Raw genomic sequence first — 18,179 nt, 5'->3', positions numbered from 1 at the left:
CAGCCGAAGAGGGGGACACCGGCAGCCGGTGTCCCCCTCTTCGTGAGGGAACCATGTACAAGATCTTCTTCAACCTCGTGTTCAAGCGGATGGACCCGGAGCAGGCCCACCACCTGGCCTTCCGCTGGATCCGGCTCGCCGCCCGCATCCCGGTGCTGCGCACCTTCGTCGCGGCCGCCCTCGCCCCCCGCTACGAGGAACTGCGCACGGAGGCCTTCGGGCTGCGCATGCACGGCCCGTTCGGGCTCGCCGCCGGCTTCGACAAGAACGCGGTCGCGATCGACGGGATGTCGATGCTCGGCTTCGACCATGTCGAGATCGGCACGGTCACCGGGGAGCCGCAGCCCGGCAACCCCAGGAAGCGGCTGTTCCGGCTCGTGAAGGACCGGGCGCTCATCAACCGCATGGGCTTCAACAACGAGGGCTCGCTGGCCGTGGCCGCGCGGCTCGCCTCCCGCACGGCCGTCTTCAAGCCCGTGGTCGGCGTGAACATCGGTAAGACCAAGGTCGTCCCCGAGGAGGAGGCCGTCGGCGACTACGTGAAGTCCGCCGAGCGGCTCGCGCCCTACGCCGACTACCTGGTCGTGAACGTGTCCTCGCCGAACACGCCGGGGCTGCGCAACCTCCAGGCCACCGAGGCGCTGCGACCGCTGCTGAGCGCCGTCCGCGAGGCCGCCGACCGCGCGGTGACCGCGCGCCGGGTCCCGCTGCTGGTGAAGATCGCCCCGGACCTGGCGGACGACGACGTCGACGCGGTCGCCGACCTCGCCGTGGAGCTGGGCCTGGACGGGATCATCGCCACGAACACCACCATCGCGCGCGACGGCCTCGGCCTGACCTCCGAACCCTCCCTGGTGAAGGAGACCGGCGGACTGTCCGGAGCGCCCCTCAAGGATCGCTCCCTGGAGGTACTGCGACGCCTCTACGCGCGCGTGGGCGACCGCATCACCTTGGTGGGCGTCGGCGGCGTCGAGGACGCCGAGGACGCCTGGCAGCGCATCCTGGCCGGCGCCACGCTGGTCCAGGGGTACAGCGCCTTCATTTACGAGGGCCCCTTCTGGAGCCGCGCGATCCACAAGGGCCTGGCCGCCCGCCTGCGGACGAGCCCCTACGCCACCCTCGCCGACGCCGTCGGCGCCGATGTGAGGAAGACGGCATGACCCTGGAGCCCTTCGGCGCGCGGCTGCGTCGCGCCATGGACGAGCGGGGGCCCCTGTGCGTCGGCATCGACCCGCACGCCTCGCTGCTCGCCGAGTGGGGCCTGGACGACGACATCGCCGGCCTGGAGCGGTTCAGCCGCACGGTCGTCGAGGCGACGGCGGACCGGGTCGCCCTGCTGAAGCCGCAGAGCGCCTTCTTCGAGCGGTTCGGCTCGCGCGGGGTCGCCGTCCTGGAGAAGTCGGTGCGGGAGGCGCGGGCGGCCGGCGCCCTGGTCGTGATGGACGCCAAGCGCGGCGACATCGGCTCGACCATGGCCGCGTACGCCGAGTCGTTCCTGCACCCGGACGCCCCGCTGTTCTCCGACGCCCTCACGGTCTCGCCGTATCTCGGCTACGGGTCCCTGTCGCCGGCGGTGGCGCTGGCCCGCGAGAGCGGCGCCGGACTGTTCGTGCTGGCGCTGACCTCCAACCCGGAGGGCGGCGAGGTCCAGCACGCGGTGCGGGCCGACGGGCGTGACGTGGGCGCGACGATGCTGGCGCACCTGGCCGCCGAGAACGTGGGGGAGGAGCCCCTGGGCTCCTTCGGGGCGGTCGTCGGGGCCACGCTGGGCGACCTCTCGACGTACGACCTCGACATCAACGGCCCGCTCCTCGCGCCGGGCGTCGGCGCGCAGGGGGCGACCCCGGCGGACCTTCCCCGGGTCTTCGGGTCCGCGGTGCGCAATGTCGTGCCGAACGTCAGTCGGGGTGTGTTGCGTCACGGTCCCGACATCGTCGCTCTGCGTGACGCCGTCGATCGGTTCGCGCAAGCGGTCAGGGTCGCGGTGGCCGCCGCCTGACGGGCGCCGAACGCCCGACCGGGGGCTCGGTCGGGCGGCCTTCGGCCGACTTGAGTCTGGATACATCCTCAAATACGGGGCAGTATGTCTTAAATGTCCGGCCCTACGGAGGCTGACCAGGACTTTTCCTCTGTTCTCGCTGACTCTGGCGGTGTTGGCCGCTAGTCTCCGACGGAGAGTGAACGGGCAGCGCGTGTTGCTCGTAACTCACCAGGTGTGGGGCGACTAGGTTCCTCACCGGTCCGTATCCGACAGTTCGACATCCGAGGTGACGTAGGCGTGGCTCTTCCGCCCCTTACCCCCGAACAGCGCGCAGCCGCGCTCGAAAAGGCCGCCGCGGCTCGCCGGGAGCGGGCCGAGGTCAAGAATCGACTGAAGCACTCCGGCGCCTCGCTTCACGAGGTCATCAAGCAGGGTCAGGAAAACGACGTCATCGGCAAGATGAAGGTCTCCGCCCTCCTGGAGTCGCTTCCGGGCGTGGGCAAGGTCCGCGCCAAGCAGATCATGGAGCGACTCGGCATCTCCGAGAGCCGCCGGGTGCGCGGCCTCGGTTCCAACCAGATCGCTTCCCTGGAGCGTGAGTTCGGCAGCACCGGCTCCTGATTCCCGGGTCCTGCGGGAAGGGAGTCCCGGGCACTCCGGGATTGCTGGAATAATCGCTGCATGGCTGCAACATTCCGGGGGACGACCCCCGAGCCCCCGGACGTACGTCCGCGGCTGACCGTGCTCTCCGGCCCCTCAGGGGTCGGCAAGAGCACGGTCGTCGCTCATATGCGCAAGGAACACCCCGAGGTCTGGCTCTCGGTGTCGGCGACGACCCGTAGGCCCCGCCCCGGTGAGCGGCACGGAGTCCACTACTTCTTCGTCACCGACGAGGAGATGGACAAGCTGATCGCCAACGGCGAACTGCTGGAGTGGGCCGAGTTCGCCGGCAACCGCTACGGCACTCCGCGCGCGGCCGTGCTGGAGCGCCTGGAGTCGGGCGAGCCGGTGCTGCTGGAGATCGACCTCCAGGGCGCGCGGCAGGTCCGCGAGTCCATGCCGGAGGCCCAGCTGGTGTTCCTGGCTCCGCCCTCCTGGGAGGAGCTGGTGCGCAGACTGACCGGGCGGGGCACCGAACCGCCCGAGGTGATCGAGCGCCGGCTCGAGGCCGCGAAGATCGAACTCGCGGCCGAGCCGGAGTTCGACGTGACCCTTGTCAACACCTCCGTCGAGGACGTGGCGCGTGAGCTGCTAGCCTTGATGGATGTTGTGTGATCGTTCGTGCTGAAACCACCGGCACGGTGATCACGACCGGTCTTTTCCCATCCATCGGAAGGTAGAGCGTGTCCTCTTCCATCTCCGCGCCCGAGGGCATCATCAACCCGCCGATCGACGAGCTCCTCGAGGCCACAGACTCGAAGTACAGCCTCGTGATCTACGCGGCCAAGCGGGCCCGCCAGATCAACGCGTACTACTCGCAGCTCGGCGAGGGCCTCCTCGAGTACGTCGGTCCGCTCGTGGACACCCATGTCCACGAGAAGCCGCTCTCCATCGCGCTGCGCGAGATCAACGCCGGTCTGCTGACGTCCGAGGCTGTTGAGGGCCCCGCGCAGTAGTACTTTCAGATCGCGTGTGACTTATCCACAGGCCCGGCAGTGCTGCTGCCGGGCCTGTGGTGTGTGATGGACTCGTACGTTGCCGAGCCGCGCAGAGACGGGGGAGAGACGGTGGACAAGCCCAAGGTCGTCCTGGGGGTCAGCGGCGGAATCGCCGCCTACAAGGCCTGTGAGCTGCTGCGCAGGCTGACGGAGTCGGGGCATGACGTCCGTGTCGTCCCCACCGCCTCCGCACTGCACTTCGTCGGCGCCGCCACCTGGTCCGCCCTCTCCGGCCACCCCGTCTCCACCGAGGTCTGGGACGACGTCCACGAGGTCCCGCACGTCCGCATCGGCCAGCACGCCGATCTGGTCGTGGTCGCCCCGGCCACGGCCGACCTGCTCGCCAAGGCCGCCCACGGGCTCGCCGACGACCTCCTCACCAACACCCTCCTCACGGCCCGCTGTCCGGTCGTCTTCGCGCCCGCGATGCACACGGAGATGTGGGAGCACCCGGCCACCCAGGAGAACGTGGCCACGCTGCGCCGCCGGGGCGCCGTCGTGATCGAGCCCGCCGTCGGCCGCCTCACCGGCGTCGACACCGGCAAGGGCCGGCTGCCCGACCCGGGCGAGATCTTCGAGGTCTGCCGCCGGGTGCTGGCCCGCGGAGTGCGCGAACCCGATCTGGCCGGCCGGCATGTGGTGGTCAGCGCCGGCGGCACCCGCGAGCCCCTCGACCCGGTCCGGTTCCTCGGCAACCGCTCCTCCGGCAAGCAGGGCTACGCCCTCGCCCGCACCGCCGCAGCGCGCGGCGCCCGGGTCACCCTGCTCGCGGCGAACACCGGCCTGCCCGACCCGGCCGGGGTCGACGTCGTCCACGTCGGCACGGCCGTGCAACTGCGCGAGGCGGTCCTGAAGGCGGCCGCCGACGCCGACGCGGTCGTGATGGCCGCCGCCGTGGCCGACTTCCGTCCGCAGACATACGCGACCGGAAAGATCAAGAAGAAAGACGGACAGGAACCGGAACCGATCGTTCTTGTACGTAATCCGGACATTCTCGCGGAGATATCGGCCGATCGGGCGCGGACCGATCAGGTGGTCGTCGGCTTCGCGGCCGAGACCGACGACGTCCTCGCCAACGGCCGGGCCAAGCTGCGTCGCAAGGGATGCGATCTGCTGGTGGTGAACGAGGTGGGGGAGCGCAAGACGTTCGGCTCCGAGGAGAACGAGGCCCTCGTGCTGGGCGCCGACGGCAGCGAAACCCCCGTGGCGCACGGCCCCAAGGAAGCCCTGGCCGAAACCGTATGGGACCTGGTGGCGCAGCGGCTGAGCTGACTGTTTGATGCGCTTCGCCGTTGCCGGTCACCACGCTCGATTCGGGGTGTGGTGCCCTGGCCAAGGGTGTTCGGCATTCGGCAGAATGCCCGTGCCGCAGGTCACAGCGCTCCCGAGAGGCGAGACAGGTGGGCCGGTGGCGGGGCAGGACCGATAAACTGTTCTCGGACGACGCCGGGCGCAGCTCCCGTCGCGTCCGCCAATGATCAGCCAGCAGCCGCTGCAACCCCAGGGAGCGTTGTGTCCCGTCGCCTGTTCACCTCGGAGTCTGTGACCGAAGGTCACCCCGACAAGATCGCTGACCAGATCAGCGACACCATCCTCGATGCCCTGCTGCGCGAGGACCCGACCTCCCGGGTCGCCGTGGAGACCCTGATCACGACCGGCCTGGTGCATGTGGCCGGCGAGGTCACCACCAAGACCTACGCGCCGATCCCGCAGCTCGTGCGCGAGAAGATCCTCGAGATCGGCTACGACTCCTCCAAGAAGGGCTTCGACGGCGCCTCCTGCGGCGTCTCGGTGTCCATCGGCGCGCAGTCCCCGGACATCGCCCAGGGCGTCGACACCGCGTACGAGTCCCGCGTCGAGGGCGACGAGGACGAGCTGGACCGTCAGGGCGCCGGCGACCAGGGCCTGATGTTCGGCTACGCCTCCGACGAGACGCCGACCCTGATGCCGCTGCCGATCTTCCTCGCGCACCGGCTGTCGAAGCGCCTGTCGGACGTCCGCAAGAACGGGACCATCCCCTACCTGCGCCCCGACGGCAAGACCCAGGTCACCATCGAGTACGACGGCGACAAGGCGGTCCGCCTGGACACCGTCGTCGTCTCCTCGCAGCACGCGTCCGACATCGACCTGGACTCGCTGCTGGCCCCCGACATCCGCGAGTTCGTCGTGGAGGTGGAGCTGAAGGCCCTCCTGGAGGACGGCATCAAGCTCGACACCGAGAACTACCGTCTGCTGGTCAACCCGACCGGCCGCTTCGAGATCGGCGGCCCGATGGGCGACGCCGGCCTCACCGGTCGCAAGATCATCATCGACACCTACGGCGGCATGGCCCGGCACGGCGGCGGCGCCTTCTCGGGCAAGGACCCGTCCAAGGTCGACCGCTCGGCCGCGTACGCGATGCGCTGGGTGGCGAAGAACGTGGTGGCGGCCGGGCTCGCGGCCCGCTGCGAGGTCCAGGTCGCCTACGCGATCGGCAAGGCCGAGCCGGTCGGTCTCTTCGTCGAGACCTTCGGCACCGCCAAGGTCGACGCCGAGAAGATCGAGAAGGCCATCGACGAGGTCTTCGACCTCCGCCCGGCCGCGATCATCCGCGACCTCGACCTGCTGCGCCCGATCTACGCCCAGACCGCCGCGTACGGCCACTTCGGCCGTGAGCTCCCCGACTTCACCTGGGAGCGCACCGACCGCGTGGACGCGCTGCGCAAGGCCGCGGGCCTGTAGGACCGCACCGGCTCGGTGTACCGCCTGTTCCGCCTGCACTGACGCAGGGGCCCGGCTTCCCTCGGGGAGGCCGGGCTTCGGCGTCTGTCAGTGGTCTTTGGTAGGAATGCAGGTGTGAGCAGCGAGAACGGGCAGGGGGGCGGCGGCGCGGCCGGGGAGGGCGCGCCGCCGGAGCAACTCGCGCTGATCCGGGAGAGCGTGCGGCAGGCCAAGGTGCCCCGGGCCAAGCCCCGGACGTGGCGGGGGGCCGCGCTGGCCGGGGAGCTGCCGGTCGCGCGGGTGCTCGTCGACAAGGGCGTGCTGCATCTGGACCGGTACTTCGACTACGCGGTGCCGGCCGAGCTGGACGCCGACGCGCAGCCGGGCGTGCGGGTGCGGGTGCGCTTCGGCGCCGGGCGCGGGCGGGTGCGCGAAGGGCGGCGCGAGGGCGGCGGACTCATCGACGGGTTCCTCGTCGAGCGGCTCGCCGCGTCGGACTACGCCGGGCCGCTCGCCGCGCTCGCGCAGGTGGTGTCGCCCGAGCCGGTGCTCAGCGAGGAACTGCTGGGGCTGGCGCGGGCCGTTGCGGACCGGTACGCGGGCAGCCTGGCCGATGTGCTGCAGCTGGCCGTGCCGCCGCGCAACGCACGCGCCGAGCAGAAGCCGTCGCCCGCGCCGCTGCCGCCGCCGGACGCACCGCAGGCCGGCACCTGGGAGCGGTACGAGCGGGGAGGCGCGTTTCTGGAGTCGCTGGCGTCCGGGGGCGCGCCCCGCGCGGTGTGGAACGCGCTGCCCGGGCCCGAGTGGAGCGAGGGGCTCGCCCGGGCCGTCGCCGCGACCCTCGCCTCCGGTCGCGGGGCGCTGGTCGTCGTACCGGACGGGCGGGTCGCCGCGCGGGTCGACGCGGCGCTGACGGCGTTGCTGGGCGCGGGCCGGCATGCGCACCTCACCGCGGACGCCGGGCCGGAGAAGCGGTACCGGGAGTGGCTCGCCGTGCGACGCGGGTCGGTGCGGGCGGTCGTCGGGACACGCGCGGCGATGTTCGCACCGGTGCGCAACCTCGGGCTGGTCGCGCTCTGGGACGACGGGGACGACAGCCACAGCGAGCAGCACGCGCCGCAGCCCCATGCCCGGGAGGTCCTGCTGCTGCGGGCCGCGCAGGACAAGTGCGGTTTCCTGCTGGGGGGTTGGAGCTGCACCGTGGAGGCCGCCCAGCTCGTCGAGAGCGGGTGGGCGCGGCCGCTGGTCGCCGCGCGCGAGGAGGTCCGGCGCAGCGCTCCGCTGGTGCGGACCGTGGGCGACCAGGACCTCGCCCGCGACGAGGCCGCCCGGGCCGCCCGGCTGCCCACCCTGGCCTGGCAGGCGGTCCGGGAGGGGCTGCGGCACGGCCCGGTGCTCGTGCAGGTGCCCCGGCGGGGGTACGTGCCGCGAATGGCCTGCGCGCAGTGCCGCGCCGCCGCCCGCTGCCGGCACTGCTCCGGACCGCTGGAGGCGCGGGACGGCGGCCGCGACGGGGGCGCGCTGTGGTGCGGGTGGTGCGGGCGGGAGGAGAACGCCTGGCACTGTCCCGACTGCGGGTCGTTCCGGCTGCGCGCCCAGATCGTGGGGGCGCGGCGGACGGCCGAGGAACTGGGGCGGGCGTTTCCCGCCGTCCCGGTGCGGACGTCGGGGCGCGAACAGGTGCTGGACACCGTGCCCGGGACGCCCGCGCTCGTCGTGTCCACCCCCGGGGCGGAGCCCGTCGCCGAGGGCGGCTATGCGGCCGCGCTGCTGCTGGACGGCTGGGCCATGCTGGGGCGGCCCGACCTGCGGGCCGGGGAGGACGCGCTGCGCCGCTGGATCGCGGCCGCCGCGCTCGTGCGGCCGCAGGGGGACGGCGGCACCGTGGTCGTCGTCGCCGAGCCGACCCTGCGGCCCGTGCAGGCGCTGGTGCGATGGGACCCCGTCGGGCATGCGGTGCGCGAACTCGCCGAGCGGGCCGAGCTGGGCTTTCCGCCGGTGTCGCGGATGGCGGCGGTGTCCGGGACGGCGGAGGCGGTGGCCGGGTTCCTGAGCGCCGTCGAACTGCCTCGGGAGGCGGAGGTGCTGGGGCCGGTTCCGGTGTCGGCCGGCCCTGCGGGGCGGCCCCGGCGGCCGGGGGCGCCGCCACCCGGCGAGGAGTGGGAGCGGGCGCTGGTCCGGGTGCCGCCGGGACGGGGCGCCGCGCTGGCCGCCGCCCTGAAGACGGCACAGGCGGCCCGAATGGCCCGAGGCGGAGAGGAGACCGCACGAGTGCGGGTACGGATCGACCCGCCGGACATCGGGTGAGGCGACTGCGGCGGATGGGGGCTGGCGTGCGGCTGCCTTCGCGGGTGGACCGGTGGACCGGTCGGCTCGCGCGGGGTGGGACAGCCGCGGTGCGGGTGTGGATGGCTCCGCCGGGCGTCGGGTGAGGGCGGCCGATGGGAGGCTGGTGTGTGGCTGTCTTCTCGGGTGGGCCGAGGGGCGGGGGTGTGTGGGGCAGCTGTGGTGCGGGTGTGGATGGCTCCGCCGGGCGTCGGGTGAGGGCGGCCGATGGGAGGCTGGTGTGTGGCTGTCTTCTCGGGTGGCCGAGGGGCGGAGGTGTGTGGGGCAGCTGCGGTGCGGGTGTGGATGGATCTGCCGGGCGTCAGGTGAGGGCTGTGTGGGGTGGGGCAGCTGTGGTGCGGGTGTGGATGGATCTGCCGGGCGTCCGGTGAGGGCTGTGTGGGGTGGGGCAGCTGTCGTGGGGGTGGATCGATCCGCCCGGGCGTCGGGTGTCGGGGGTGGACGCGGGGCGGGTGTGCGGCTGCCCTCTCGGGTGGGCCGAGAGGGCAGGGGCGGGGCGGGGTGGGTCAGCCGTTGCGGGGGCCGGGAAAGGCCGTCGGCCTCACTTCCTCGCGCAGCGACGGGCTGCCGGCCGTCGGCTGGGTCGGCATCGAGCGGGCGGCGGGGACCGTGGGAACCGTCGGGAGGCCCGTGTTCACGCTGACCGTGCGGGCGCCGGACGGCTCCGTCGGCCGCTCCGCCTCGGCGGTGGTCGCCGTCGCGGTGCCGGAAGCGGTGGCGCGGCGGGCGCCGTAGCGGCGGTGGACCGCCTGCTTGGTGACCCCGAGCGCGGAGCCCACCGCGTCCCACGAGAAGCCGAGCGAACGGTCGAAGTCCACCGCGGCGGTGACCAGCGTCTCGACGCTGTCCCGCAGTTCCTGGGCGAGCCGGACCGTCGGGGCGGGGGCGCGTCCGTAGACGACGAAGCCCGTGGAGGGGCCGGAGCGGCGCGGGCGGTAGACGTTGCCCAGCTGGGCGGTGAGGGTGCGCAGTGCGTCCACCTGCCGGCGGACCCGCTCGATGTCCCGCACCAGCAAGTGCAGGCTGGCCCGGGCCTGGGCGTCGTGGGTTGCATGGTCGGCCATGAACAAGCCTCTCGAACCGGCGTTGAAGAAGGTGTGGTCAACTCTTTCTTGACCAACGCGGGTTCGCTCCGCTGGTCACGGTGTGGGGGCGTATGGGCATATGCGTACGCCCCCCGGGGCGGGGTGCACGCGGCTCCCGTGGGGGGTTCCCGCCGACGGGGCCGTTCCGTTCGTCCGTCCTAAACTTGTGCGTTGCCCGTCGTCCGTTTTCCCGAGAGGTCCCGCCCACTCATGAAGCTCGTCTTCGCCGGCACCCCCGAGGTCGCCGTTCCCGCTCTGGACGCTCTCCTCGCCTCCGGGCGGCACGAGGTGGCCGCCGTCGTCACGCGGCCCGACGCGCCGGCCGGGCGGGGGCGGCGGCTGGTCGCCTCCCCTGTGGCCCAGCGGGCCGAGGAGGCGGGGATCGAGGTGCTGAAGCCCGTCAGGCCTCGGGATCCGGAGTTTCTGGAGCGGCTGAAGGAGATTGCGCCGGATTGCTGTCCCGTGGTGGCCTACGGCGCGCTGCTGCCCCGGGTGGCGCTGGACATCCCGGCCCATGGCTGGGTCAACCTGCACTTCTCGCTGCTGCCCGCCTGGCGTGGCGCGGCCCCCGTGCAGCACTCCGTCATGGCCGGGGACGAGATCACCGGCGCCTCCACCTTCCTCATCGAGGAGGGGCTCGACTCCGGGCCGGTGTACGGGACGGTGACCGAGGAGATCCGGCCCACCGACACCAGCGGCGACCTGCTCACCAGGCTCGCTTTCGCGGGCAGCGGGCTGCTCGCCGCGACCATGGACGGGATCGAGGACGGCACCTTGAAGGCGGTCCCGCAGCCGGCCGAGGGGATCACCCTCGCGCCGAAGATCAACGTCGAGGACGCGCAGGTCGACTGGGCCGCGCCCGCGCTCCGCGTCGACCGCGTCGTGCGCGGTTGCACTCCCGCTCCCGGCGCCTGGACGGTCTTCCGCGGCGAGCGGCTCAAGCTCATCCACGTGCAGCCCGCGCCCGAGCGGACCGATCTCGCCGCGGGCGCGCTCGCCGTCGGCAAGAACAGCGTGCACGTCGGCACGGGCTCGTACGCCGTCGAGCTGTTGTGGGTGCAGGCGCAGGGCAAGAAGCCGATGCGCGCCGCGGACTGGGCGCGGGGCGCCCGCATCGGGGACGCCGAGGTCGTCGGCGCGTAACAGCGCCGGACCCGCGAACCCGCGAACCCGCGAACCCGCCAAGCCTGCGAACCCGCCGAGCCCTGCCGCGACGTCGTCGACGTACGCTGGACGCGTCTTTCATCCTGCAATCCGGAGCACCTTTTCGTGAGCGATCAGCCCCGCCGTTCCCGCCCGCCGGGCAAGCCCTACCGCCGGCCCCAGAAGGACCCCGTCCGTCTGCTCGCCTTCGAGGCGTTGCGGGCGGTGGACGAGCGGGACGCGTACGCCAACCTCGTGCTTCCGCCGCTGCTGCGCAAAGCGCGCGAGAAGGAGGGGCCCGAGAAGTTCGACGCGCGGGACGCGGCCCTCGCCACCGAGCTGGTCTACGGGACGCTGCGCCGGCAGGGGACGTACGACGCCGTCATCTCCGCCTGTGTCGACCGGCCGCTGCGCGAGGTCGATCCGCCGGTCCTCGACGTGCTGAGCCTCGGCGTGCACCAGCTGCTCGGGACGCGCATCCCGACCCATGCCGCAGTCTCCGCCTCCGTCGACCTCGCCCGGATCGTGCTCGGCGACGGGCGGGCCAAGTTCGTCAACGCGGTGCTGCGCAAGGTCGCGGCGCACGATCTCGACGAGTGGATCGAGAAGGTCGCTCCGCCCTACGACGACGACCCCGAGGACCATCTCGCCGTCGTGCACTCGCACCCGCGGTGGGTCGTCTCGGCGCTATGGGACTCCCTCGGCGGCGGGCGGGCCGGTATCGAGGACCTGCTGGAGGCCGACAACGAGCGGCCCGAGGTGACGCTCGTCGCCCGGCCCGGGCGGGCCACGACCGAGGAACTGCTCCGGGAGGAGGCCGCGGTCGCCGGGCGCTGGTCGCCCTACGCGGTGCGGCTCACCGAGGGCGGTGAGCCCGGCGCGATCGACGCCGTCCGGGACGGGCGGGCCGGTGTGCAGGACGAGGGCAGTCAGCTGGTGGCGCTAGCACTGGCCAACGTGCCGATCGACGGACCGGACGAGAAGTGGCTCGACGGATGCGCCGGGCCCGGCGGCAAGGCCGCGCTGCTCGCCGCCCTCGCCGCCCAGCGGGGGGCCGCCCTCCTCGCCTCCGAGAAGCAGCCGCACCGGGCGGGGCTCGTCGCCAAGGCGCTGGCCGGGAATCCGGGGCCGTATCAGGTCATCGCCGCCGACGGGACCCGGCCGCCGTGGCGGCCCGGGTCGTTCGACCGGGTGCTGATGGACGTGCCGTGCACCGGGCTCGGCGCCCTGCGCAGACGGCCCGAGGCGCGCTGGCGGCGTCGGCCGGAGGACCTCGACGGGTTCGGGCCGCTGCAGCGCGGGCTGCTGCGGACCGCGCTGGACTCCGTCCGGGTCGGGGGCGTCGTCGGGTACGCGACCTGCTCGCCGCATCTCGCGGAGACCCGGGCCGTCGTCTCCGACGTGCTCAAGCAGTACCCGGAGGCCGAACTGATCGACGCGCGGCCCCTGTTGCCCGGCGTGCCGGCGCTGGGGGAGGGGCCCGACATCCAGCTCTGGCCGCATCTGCACGGCACCGACGCCATGTACCTGGCGTTGATCAAGAAGACCGGCTGATCAAGAAGACCGGCTGAGCGCCGGGCGCCACCACAAGCGCCGGGCGCCACCAGAACGGCAGAGGCCGGCTCGAACGCCCTGGGCGTCGAGCCGGCCTCTGTGGTCCGTGGTCCCTTCCCGTGCGGGTCAGTCCGTGCCGAACTCCATCGCCGCGCGGTCCAGCAGCGCCTCGTCCTCGGAGACCTCGCCGCGGGAGGCGATGGCCTCGGCGCCGCCCTCCGGCAGTTCCGGCATGGTGCCGATCAGTCCGGTAGCGGCCGCCTGGGAGGCGCCGATGGTGGGGCTGCCGGTGCCGATCAGGCCGAGGCCGACGTACTGCTCCAGCTTGGCGCGCGAGTCGGCGATGTCGAGGTTGCGCATGGTGAGCTGACCGATCCGGTCCACCGGACCGAACGCGGAGTCCTCGGTGCGCTCCATCGACAGCTTGTCCGGGTGGTAGCTGAACGCCGGGCCGGTCGTGTCGAGCAGCGAGTAGTCCTCGCCGCGGCGCAGCCGCAGGGTGACCTCGCCGGTGACGGCCGCGCCGACCCAGCGCTGCAGCGACTCGCGGATCATCAGTGCCTGCGGGTCCAGCCAGCGGCCCTCGTACATGAGGCGGCCCAGGCGCCGGCCCTCGTTGTGGTACTGGGCGAGGGTGTCCTCGTTGTGGATCGCGTTGACGAGCCGCTCGTAGGCGGCGTGCAGCAGGGCCATGCCCGGGGCCTCGTAGATGCCGCGGCTCTTGGCCTCGATGATCCGGTTCTCGATCTGGTCCGACATGCCCAGGCCGTGCCGGCCGCCGATGGCGTTGGCCTCCATCACCAGATCGACGGGGGAGGCGAACTCCTTGCCGTTGATCGTGACCGGGCGGCCCTGGTCGAAGCCGATCGTCACGTCCTCGGGGGCGATCTCGACCGTCGGGTCCCAGAACCGCACGCCCATGATGGGCTCGACGGTCTCCACGCCGGTGTCCAGGTGCTCCAGCGTCTTGGCCTCGTGGGTGGCGCCCCAGATGTTGGCGTCGGTGGAGTACGCCTTCTCCGTGCTGTCCCGGTAGGGCAGGTCATGCGCGACCAGCCACTCCGACATCTCCTTGCGCCCGCCCAGCTCGGTCACGAAGTCCGCGTCCAGCCAGGGCTTGTAGATCCGCAGGTGCGGGTTGGCGAGCAGGCCGTAGCGGTAGAACCGCTCGATGTCGTTGCCCTTGAAGGTCGAGCCGTCGCCCCAGATCTGGACGTCGTCCTCGAGCATCGCGCGGACCAGGAGCGTGCCCGTGACGGCGCGGCCGAGCGGCGTCGTGTTGAAGTAGGCGCGCCCGCCGGAGCGGATGTGGAACGCGCCGCAGGTGAGCGCGGCCAGGCCCTCCTCGACCAGCGCGGCGCGGCAGTCGACCAGGCGCGCGATCTCGGCGCCGTAGCTCATCGCGCGGCCGGGCACCGAGGCGATGTCGGGCTCGTCGTACTGGCCGATGTCGGCGGTGTAGGTGCACGGGACGGCGCCCTTGTCGCGCATCCACGCGACCGCGACCGAGGTGTCGAGCCCGCCGGAGAAGGCGATGCCGACGCGCTCGCCGGCGGGAAGGGAGGTGAGGACCTTGGACATAGGAAGATTATGCATCAACTCGCATGGTCATGCAAAGAGCCCTGGGATTCCTCGGTCTTCGCCCGCCGGTTCGGCCACCACACCTTCGGGCCGATGTCCAGGAACAGCGAGGTGACCAGCACCGACCGCACGACGAAGGTGTCCAGCAGGACGCCCAGGGCCACCGCGAAGCCGATCTCCGCGAAGGCGACCATGGGCAGGGTGCCCAGGGCGGCGAACGTGCCGGCCAGGACCAGACCCGCCGAGGTGATCACCGCGCCGGTCGCCGCCAGGCCCGTCACCACGCCCCGCCGGGTGCCCTGGCGGGCGGCCTCCTCGCGGATGCGGGTGGTCAGGAAGATGTTGTAGTCGATGCCCAGGGCCACCAGGAAGACGAAGACGAAGAGCGGGAAGTCCGTGGACTCGCCCGCGTAGTCGAAGACATGGCGAAACGCGAGCGCGCTGATGCCCAGGGCCGCCGCGAAGGACAGGATCACGGTCCCGACCAGCAGCAGCGGGGCGATCAGGGCGCGCAGCAGACCGCACAGGATGAGCAGCACCACGACCAGGACCAGCGGGATGATCACCAGGTTGTCGCGCGTGGTCGCCTCGTCCATGTCCAGCAGGGCCGCCGTGCCGCCGCCCACCTGGGCGTCGGCGTCGGGCACCGCGTGCACGGCGTCCCGGACCCGCTCCACGGTCCGCTTCGCGGCCTCGCTGTCGGCCGGGTCGGACATCGTCGCCTCGAACAGCACCTGGCCGTCGTGGACCGGTTTCGTGCCCGGCGGCAGCCCGAGCGACGTCGGCACGACGCCTTCCGTGTCGGCCACCGCCTGGCCCACCTGCCGGGCCTGAGCCTGGTTCGAGACGATGACGAGCGGATCGCCGCTGCCCGCCGGGAAGTACTTCTCGGACACCTCCTGGCCGGTGACCGAGTCGGGCGTGCCGGTGAAGGCGTCCGCGTTGCTGATGCCCTCCGCGCGCAGCTGGATCAGGCCGAGCGAACAGAGCGCCAGGACGAGCGCCGTCACGGCCCAGATCATGCGCGGGCGGCGGGCCATGCCCCGGCCCGTGCGGGCCCAGACGCCGTGCTCGGTCGGGTCGGCGGCGCCGAAGTGCGGGATCACCGGCCAGAAGATCCAGCGGCCGAAGATCACCAGCAGGGCGGGGAAGAGCGTCATCATCGCCAGCAGCGCCACCGCCACCCCGATCGCCGCGACCGGGCCGAGACCGCTGGTGGAGTTCATCTCGGCGGCCAGCAGCACCAGCATGCTCAGGACGACCGTGGCGCCGGAGGCCAGCACGGCGGGGCCCGCCCGGTGCAGCGCCAGGGCCATCGCCTCGTGCCGGTCCTCGTGCCGGCGCAGCTCCTCCCGGTAGCGGGCCACCAGCAGCAGGGCGTAGTCCGTCCCCGCGCCGAACACGAGCACCGTCAGGATCCCGGCACTTTGGCCGTTCACCGTCAGACCCGCGTGTTCGGCCAGGAAGTAGATGACGGCCTGCGCGGTGAACAGCGCGGCGACCACGGCCAGCAGCGGGACGAGAAGCAGGGTCGGGCTGCGGTACGTGATCAGCAGCATGATGATGACGACCGCCATCGCCGACAGCAGCAGGGTCGAGTCGATGCCCTCGAAGGCCTCGGAGAAGTCGGCGGAGGTGCCGCCGGGTCCGGTGATGTGCACCGCCATGCCGGCCCCGCCGCCGCCGACGATGCCACGGATCGAGTCGACGGCCGGGGCGATCCGCTCCCAGCCCTTCTCGTCCATGGTGATCGGCACATGGACCTGGGCGGCGCGCGGGTCGACCGGGCGGTCGTAGACCGGGCCGCGCGTCTCGGCGCCCCGGATGCCGTGATCGGTGAGCTGCTTGAGCTCGACGACGTCCTGGCGGATCCGCGCCCGGTCCTGTGCCGTCAGACCGGCTTCACGGGCGTAGACGACGACCGCGGGGATCTGCTCGGGCCGGAAGTCCTCCGAGATCTCCAGCACCTGGGTCGACTCGGCCGACCCCGGCAGCCAGGAGGCCGCGTCGTTGTCCTGGGCGTCGGTGAGCTTCGAGGCGAACGGCGCCGTCAGAAACAGCAGCACCACCCACAACCCGAGCACCACCCACTTCGCCCGCCGCCCACACACCAGATGCCCGACCCCACGGTCCCCAGTCATGGCCACCTCGGCACGCGTGCCCCGTAAGGGGCGCGGGGCTGAGACATCTGCGGCTCCGCCGCGCGGGCGCGACCAGCCACGGACGGCCGTGTGCCGACAACTGACCGCAACCATCCAGGACCGATGCCGCCGACCCCCGGAGGGCATGGCAGGCTTGGGGCATGGCCGTGCAGATCAACCCCAGCATCCTGTCCGCCGACTTCGCCCGCCTTGCGGACGAGGCGAAGTCGGTCGAAGGAGCCGACTGGCTCCACGTCGACGTCATGGACAACCATTTCGTCCCGAACCTCACGCTAGGTGTGCCGGTCGTAGAGTCGCTGGCCCGTGCGACGGACACTCCGCTGGACTGCCATCTGATGATCGAGGCCCCCGATCGCTGGGCCCCGCAGTACGTCGAGGCGGGCGCCTCGTCCGTCACCTTCCACGTCGAGGCGGCTGCCGCGCCCGTGCGACTCGCCCGCGAGATCCGGGCGAAGGGCGCCCGGGCCTCCATGGCGCTCCGGCCCGCGACGCCGATCGAGCCGTACGAAGACCTGCTGCCCGAACTCGACATGCTGCTGATCATGACGGTCGAACCGGGCTTCGGGGGCCAGGCGTTCCTCGACATCATGCTGCCGAAGATCCGCCGCACCCGCGAGTTGATCAGCAAGCACGGCCTCGACCTCTGGCTCCAGATCGACGGCGGGGTCTCGGCCGCCACGATTGAGCGCTGCGCCGAGGCGGGCGCGGACGTGTTCGTGGCCGGTTCCGCCGTATACGGGGCCGATGACCCGGCCGCGGCGGTCCGTGGCCTGCGGGCTCAGGCGGAGGCCGCGACCGCCGGGGCCTCCTGGGCTTGTGAACACTGAACCAACCACTTACCGACAGGAATGTGAACGGCTCCCATCAGAGCTGATCAACTGCGCCGGATCTGCGAGGATGAACGGCGTATCCAGAGTGTGAACAGCAGTGAGGAGATCGCCGTGTCGGGTATGTCGGCGGGCCGGTCAGCCATGCGGATGGGACCCGCTGAGCTGGTGCAGGCGGCGGCCATGGCCCGCCGCTTCTACCTCGAGGGCAAGTCCAAGATCCAGATCGCGGAGGAGTTCGGCGTCAGCCGCTTCAAGGTGGCCCGGGTCCTGGAGACCGCCCTCGAACGGGATCTCGTACGGATCGAGATCCGTGTGCCGGCCGAACTGGACGCGGAGCGCTCGGACGCGCTCCGCGCCCGTTACGGCCTCAGGCACGCCGTCGTGGTCGAGTCCCCGGCCGAGGCCGCGGAGAGCACGGACCCCGAGAACCTCGGGGAAGTGGCCGCCGAGCTGCTCGGCGAACTGGTCAACGAGGGGGATGTACTGGGGCTGGCCTGGGGCCGGTCCACGATTCACATGGCGGCGGCGCTGGACCGGCTGCCGCCCTGCACGGTCGTGCAGCTGACGGGTGTGTACGACGCCGGCACCGCCGAGCGCGGCTCGGTCGAGGCCGTCCGCCGCGCCGCCCAGGTGTCCGGCGGCGACGCGCACCCCATCTACGCGCCGATGCTGCTGCCGGACGCGGCCACCGCGCAGGCCCTGCGCCACCAGACCGGGATCGCCCGGGCCTTCGAGTACTTCGACAAGGTCACGGTCGCCTGTGTCTCCATCGGTTCCTGGGAGGCGGGCATCTCGACGGTGCACGACATGCTCAGCGACGAGGAGCGGGGCCACTACGCCTCGCTCGGGGTCGCCGCCGAGATGTCCGCGCACCTCTTCGACTCCGAGGGCCGCAGGGTCGGACGCGACCTGGGCGAGCGGTGCATCACGGTCAAGGCCGACCAGTTGCGCCGGGTCCCCGAGGTCGTCGCGATCGCGGGCGGCCAGCGCAAGGCGGCCGCGATCGACGCCGTGCTGCGGTCCGGGCTCGTCACCAGCCTGGTCACGGACACCTCCGCGGCCGACTATTTGATGACGGCGGGCCCGACGCCCAAGCCCGCCCTCAACCGGACGGACCCGGACGGGATCTGACCGGCCCT

The 18,179-nt window shown here is 72.2% G+C and carries 15 protein-coding genes; 12 read left to right on the top strand and 3 right to left on the bottom strand.

Going from position 1 to position 18,179, the window contains the following annotated elements; genetic code table 11:
- Window positions 1-53 precede the first annotated feature (53 nt).
- From ACWCPF_RS23055 to ACWCPF_RS23020, 8 genes are all read left to right on the top strand, one after another.
- Complete coding sequence (locus tag ACWCPF_RS23055; RefSeq protein ID WP_451046931.1) at window positions 54-1,160, top strand: quinone-dependent dihydroorotate dehydrogenase; 1,107 nt, start codon at window positions 54-56, stop codon at window positions 1,158-1,160.
- The gene (gene pyrF / locus ACWCPF_RS23050; protein ID WP_451046930.1) at window positions 1,157-1,999 is read left to right on the top strand and encodes an orotidine-5'-phosphate decarboxylase; all 843 of its coding nucleotides are present in this window, start codon (window positions 1,157-1,159) and stop codon (window positions 1,997-1,999) included. The genes ACWCPF_RS23055 and pyrF overlap by 4 nt, the downstream gene beginning before the upstream one ends.
- A 279-nt stretch (window positions 2,000-2,278) precedes the next feature.
- Entirely contained in the window at window positions 2,279-2,602 is a 324-nt protein-coding gene (locus tag ACWCPF_RS23045; protein ID WP_003977346.1) for an integration host factor, read from the top strand.
- A gap of 60 nt (window positions 2,603-2,662) precedes the next feature.
- On the top strand, window positions 2,663-3,256 hold the full coding sequence (gene gmk / locus ACWCPF_RS23040) for a guanylate kinase (protein ID WP_451046929.1): 594 nt from the start codon (window positions 2,663-2,665) through the stop codon (window positions 3,254-3,256).
- 68 nt (window positions 3,257-3,324) lie between these two features.
- Window positions 3,325-3,597 (top strand): DNA-directed RNA polymerase subunit omega, encoded by a 273-nt coding sequence (gene rpoZ, locus ACWCPF_RS23035; protein WP_003988945.1) that lies wholly within the window; start codon window positions 3,325-3,327, stop codon window positions 3,595-3,597.
- A gap of 111 nt (window positions 3,598-3,708) precedes the next feature.
- Window positions 3,709-4,911, top strand: coding sequence for a bifunctional phosphopantothenoylcysteine decarboxylase/phosphopantothenate--cysteine ligase CoaBC (coaBC, locus tag ACWCPF_RS23030; protein WP_451046928.1), 1,203 nt, complete (start codon window positions 3,709-3,711; stop codon window positions 4,909-4,911).
- 240 nt (window positions 4,912-5,151) lie between these two features.
- Complete coding sequence (gene metK, locus ACWCPF_RS23025; protein ID WP_451046927.1) at window positions 5,152-6,360, top strand: methionine adenosyltransferase; 1,209 nt, start codon at window positions 5,152-5,154, stop codon at window positions 6,358-6,360.
- A 114-nt stretch (window positions 6,361-6,474) separates the two neighbouring features.
- Window positions 6,475-8,646 (top strand): primosomal protein N', encoded by a 2,172-nt coding sequence (locus tag ACWCPF_RS23020; RefSeq protein WP_451046926.1) that lies wholly within the window; start codon window positions 6,475-6,477, stop codon window positions 8,644-8,646.
- Window positions 8,647-9,191: 545 nt separating this feature from the next.
- Here the strand turns inward: ACWCPF_RS23020 and ACWCPF_RS23015 are convergent.
- Window positions 9,192-9,749, bottom strand: a complete 558-nt coding sequence (locus tag ACWCPF_RS23015; RefSeq protein ID WP_451046925.1) for a hypothetical protein — start codon at window positions 9,747-9,749, stop codon at window positions 9,192-9,194.
- A gap of 231 nt (window positions 9,750-9,980) precedes the next feature.
- On the opposite strand from ACWCPF_RS23015, the gene fmt reads away from it, so the two are divergent.
- Both fmt and ACWCPF_RS23005 read left to right on the top strand, forming a co-directional pair.
- Window positions 9,981-10,913, top strand: coding sequence for a methionyl-tRNA formyltransferase (gene fmt / locus ACWCPF_RS23010; protein ID WP_451046924.1), 933 nt, complete (start codon window positions 9,981-9,983; stop codon window positions 10,911-10,913).
- Between the two features lie 126 nt (window positions 10,914-11,039).
- Window positions 11,040-12,467, top strand: coding sequence for an RsmB/NOP family class I SAM-dependent RNA methyltransferase (locus tag ACWCPF_RS23005; protein WP_451046923.1), 1,428 nt, complete (start codon window positions 11,040-11,042; stop codon window positions 12,465-12,467).
- 126 nt (window positions 12,468-12,593) lie between these two features.
- Here the strand turns inward: ACWCPF_RS23005 and argG are convergent, their stop codons facing one another.
- Complete coding sequence (argG, locus tag ACWCPF_RS23000) at window positions 12,594-14,048, bottom strand: argininosuccinate synthase (RefSeq protein WP_451046922.1); 1,455 nt, start codon at window positions 14,046-14,048, stop codon at window positions 12,594-12,596.
- A gap of 14 nt (window positions 14,049-14,062) precedes the next feature.
- The gene (locus ACWCPF_RS22995) at window positions 14,063-16,189 is read right to left on the bottom strand and encodes an MMPL family transporter (protein WP_451046921.1); all 2,127 of its coding nucleotides are present in this window, start codon (window positions 16,187-16,189) and stop codon (window positions 14,063-14,065) included.
- A gap of 161 nt (window positions 16,190-16,350) precedes the next feature.
- Between ACWCPF_RS22995 and rpe the strand changes: the two genes are divergently transcribed.
- On the top strand, window positions 16,351-17,037 hold the full coding sequence (gene rpe / locus ACWCPF_RS22990; RefSeq protein WP_451046920.1) for a ribulose-phosphate 3-epimerase: 687 nt from the start codon (window positions 16,351-16,353) through the stop codon (window positions 17,035-17,037).
- A 90-nt stretch (window positions 17,038-17,127) separates the two neighbouring features.
- Window positions 17,128-18,171, top strand: a complete 1,044-nt coding sequence (locus tag ACWCPF_RS22985) for a sugar-binding transcriptional regulator (RefSeq protein ID WP_451046919.1) — start codon at window positions 17,128-17,130, stop codon at window positions 18,169-18,171.
- Window positions 18,172-18,179 lie beyond the last annotated feature (8 nt).

The sequence above is a fragment of the Streptomyces sp. NPDC001858 genome, from assembly GCF_053594615.1.
The sequence above is the reverse complement of the archived record's forward strand: the minus strand, read 5'-3'. Positions and strand labels throughout refer to the sequence as shown.